Origin of the sequence: Prosthecobacter sp. (assembly GCF_046154365.1) — a bacterium.
In the GTDB taxonomy this organism is placed as follows: Bacteria; Verrucomicrobiota; Verrucomicrobiia; order Verrucomicrobiales; family Verrucomicrobiaceae; genus Prosthecobacter.
Genome location: NZ_JBJXFV010000019.1, coordinates 1 through 2,525, shown reverse-complemented (window position 1 = coordinate 2,525; position 2,525 = coordinate 1). Strand labels below are relative to the sequence as shown.

The following is a 2,525-nucleotide window of genomic DNA, read 5'->3' as shown; positions in this document are numbered from 1 at the left end:
ATGACGAATGACGAAATCCGAATGACGAACGAATGCCTAAAATCCGAAGGCGCTAAAAGCGCTCTGAATGCCCACGCCAGGCTGATTAGCGCTTCACGTTCGTCATTAGAACTTCGACATTATTTCGACATTGGGTATTTCGTCATTCGTCATTTTCACCGGGCCGTGTGACTTTTTGCAGTGGCGTCTGACAAGGAATGTCAATGAGCCTCTGCGACCGTCCAACTTCTGCGGTTAAGTTGGATTGAACCGCAGAGGCTGGACGGTCGCAGAGCAGAACTGGATCACTGAGTTTCCCCTGGGGTAAGGCGGTCTGAGCCGCACGTTTGATGCGCTGGGTGCTTTGGTCGGGAGTAAGCGAACGCCGCTGCGCTGAAGTGTGGAGAAGGGAGAAACTTTCGCCGGCAAAAAAATGCGCGGCAAAAAGATTGGGAATCAGTGGTTTCCATTTTTTACCGCCCATCTTTTTGCCGGCCAGTTATACTGCGCGTCTTCACATTTTGTGAAACGGAGGATTGGCCGCAGATTCAGGAAAACCGCAGATTACCAGACAAAAAACAATCGGTGGCTTCCCTGAATCTGCGGCAAAAATCACCCATCTTGATGACTCCAAGTATAGTCAGGAGCATGCCCGCCCCCGAATGCCGCCACACGCGCTAGACAATCGTCACCTGCACACTGCTTTCGATGATGCCGGTGGCGATGGCGTGGCGGGTGAGACCGGCGGTGTCGTGGATGTTGAGCTTGTCCATGAGGCTCTGGCGGTGTTTTTCGACGGTCTTGACGCTGATGTGCAGCTCATCGGCGGTTTCTTTGTTCGCTTTGCCTTCGGCGATGAGCTGGAGCACCTCCATCTCGCGGGAACTCAACACGCTGGCATCTTTCTTGGTGCTCAGTTCGCCACGATCATGCGATTTCTGTTTCTGATGATTGCGGCGTTTGGCGATGACGGGGCTGAAGAAGGCTTTCCCTTGGTGGACCTGGCGGATGGCCTCCGGCAGCACATGGGCGGCGGTTTGTTTGATCAGGTAGCCCGACGCGCCGAGCGCCATGACCTGCTCAACGTAGGCATCATCGTTGTGCGCAGAGAGTATGAGCACCTTGATGGCGGGGGTGGCGTGGAGGATCTGCCGCGTCGCCTCCATGCCGTTGAGCAGTGGCATGGCGATGTCCATGACGACGACATCGGGACGGAGCTGGGCGGCCAGCATCACGGCCTGGCGGCCGTTCTCCGCTTCGCCGACGACTTCAATGCCGGCTTCAAGTTTCAAGAAAGCCCGCAGACCTTCGCGGACGATGGCATGGTCTTCAGCCAGTAGGACGGTGATGAGTTTCATGGGCATTGCAGGGATACGGGTTTGATGGGCTTAAAGTAAACACGGCCTTGATAAATCTCACGGATCGCCGTGGCCAGGATATGAGCATCGTTTTGCTTGACCAGGTAACCCGCTGCACCCAGCGCCCTGGCCTGCTGCACATAGGCGGCGTCGTCGTAGGAGGAGAGCACCAGCACCTTGGTGGACGCGGGGGTGCTCGCCCGAATGCGTTTGAGGGCCTCCAGCCCGTTGAGCAGCGGCATGGCCAGATCCATGACCACGACATCCGGCACCAACTGGGTGGCGAGGGCGACGGCTTGATGCCCGTTGCAGGCTTCACCGACGACCTCCATGTCGGCTTCCAACTGGAGTATGGCACGCAGCCCTTCACGTACAATCGTGTGGTCATCGGCAAGCAGGACGGTGATGCGTTTCATTGGGGACAGATTTCGGATTCGCCGACGGGTATCTCTACGCGCACCGTCGTGGGTTGGCCGGGGGCGGACTCGATGCGGAATGATCCACCGACGGCGGCCGCTCGCTCGATCATGCCGAGCAGGCCGAGGCCGTTTTTCTTATTTGGTTTGGCGGAGTCGAAGCCGATGCCGTTGTCCTGGATCGTCAGTTGCACCGCGTCGTTCGCTTGGGTCAACGCCACGGTGATGTGGGTGGCGCGGGCGTGTTGCTCCACGTTCTTCAAGACCTCCTGGAGAATGCGGAGGAACGCCACCTCGGTGCGGTGGGGCAGGCGCTGCTCCAGCTTCACGCTGTTCAGTTCGACGGCCAAGCCGGTCCGCTCCGCGAACTCGGTGCTGGTGGCTCGCAGGGCGGCTTCGAGTCCCAGGATCTCGAGCACACCGGGCCGCAGATTGCGCGAGATGCGCTCCACTTCACTGGCGGCAGTGCCCAGCATCTCCCGCAGTTGCAGGGCTTCACCCTTGGAGGGGCCGTCGTCGTCGGAGAGTTTTTCCGCCAGCGCCTGACTGCGGACGAGGATGGCGCAGAGCATCTGGGTGATGTTGTCGTGCAAATCCAGAGCCACGTGCCAGCGCTCGGTTTCCTGGGCTTGCACCACGCGGTGCGTCAAGGCCCGCAACTGCTCTTCGGCACGGCGGCGCTCGGCTACTTCGATAAGTAGCATGCGGTTGGCCTCGGCGAGGTCGCGGGTCTTGCGGTGCAGCTCAGCGAAGACGGCGACCTTGGAGCGCA

General features: G+C 59.4%; 3 protein-coding genes. All 3 read right to left on the bottom strand.

Going from position 1 to position 2,525, the window contains the following annotated elements; all coding sequences use genetic code 11:
* Positions 1–656 precede the first annotated feature (656 nt).
* The gene (locus tag ACKVY0_RS02175) at positions 657–1,337 is read right to left on the bottom strand and encodes a response regulator (RefSeq protein WP_409213145.1); all 681 of its coding nucleotides are present in this window, start codon (positions 1,335–1,337) and stop codon (positions 657–659) included.
* Complete coding sequence (locus ACKVY0_RS02170; RefSeq protein ID WP_409213144.1) at positions 1,334–1,753, bottom strand: response regulator transcription factor; 420 nt, start codon at positions 1,751–1,753, stop codon at positions 1,334–1,336. The genes ACKVY0_RS02175 and ACKVY0_RS02170 overlap by 4 nt, the downstream gene beginning before the upstream one ends.
* Positions 1,750–2,525: sensor histidine kinase (locus tag ACKVY0_RS02165; RefSeq protein ID WP_409213143.1), on the bottom strand; the 776-nt coding region annotated here is incomplete at its 5' end. The genes ACKVY0_RS02170 and ACKVY0_RS02165, both read right to left, overlap by 4 nt.

Excerpts from the sequence above, each read along its gene's own strand:
- ACKVY0_RS02175 (WP_409213145.1), bottom strand. The coding sequence starts at position 1,337 with ATGAAACTCATCACCGTCCTACTGGCTGAAGACCATGCCATCGTCCGC.
- ACKVY0_RS02170 (WP_409213144.1), bottom strand. The coding sequence starts at position 1,753 with ATGAAACGCATCACCGTCCTGCTTGCCGATGACCACACGATTGTACGT.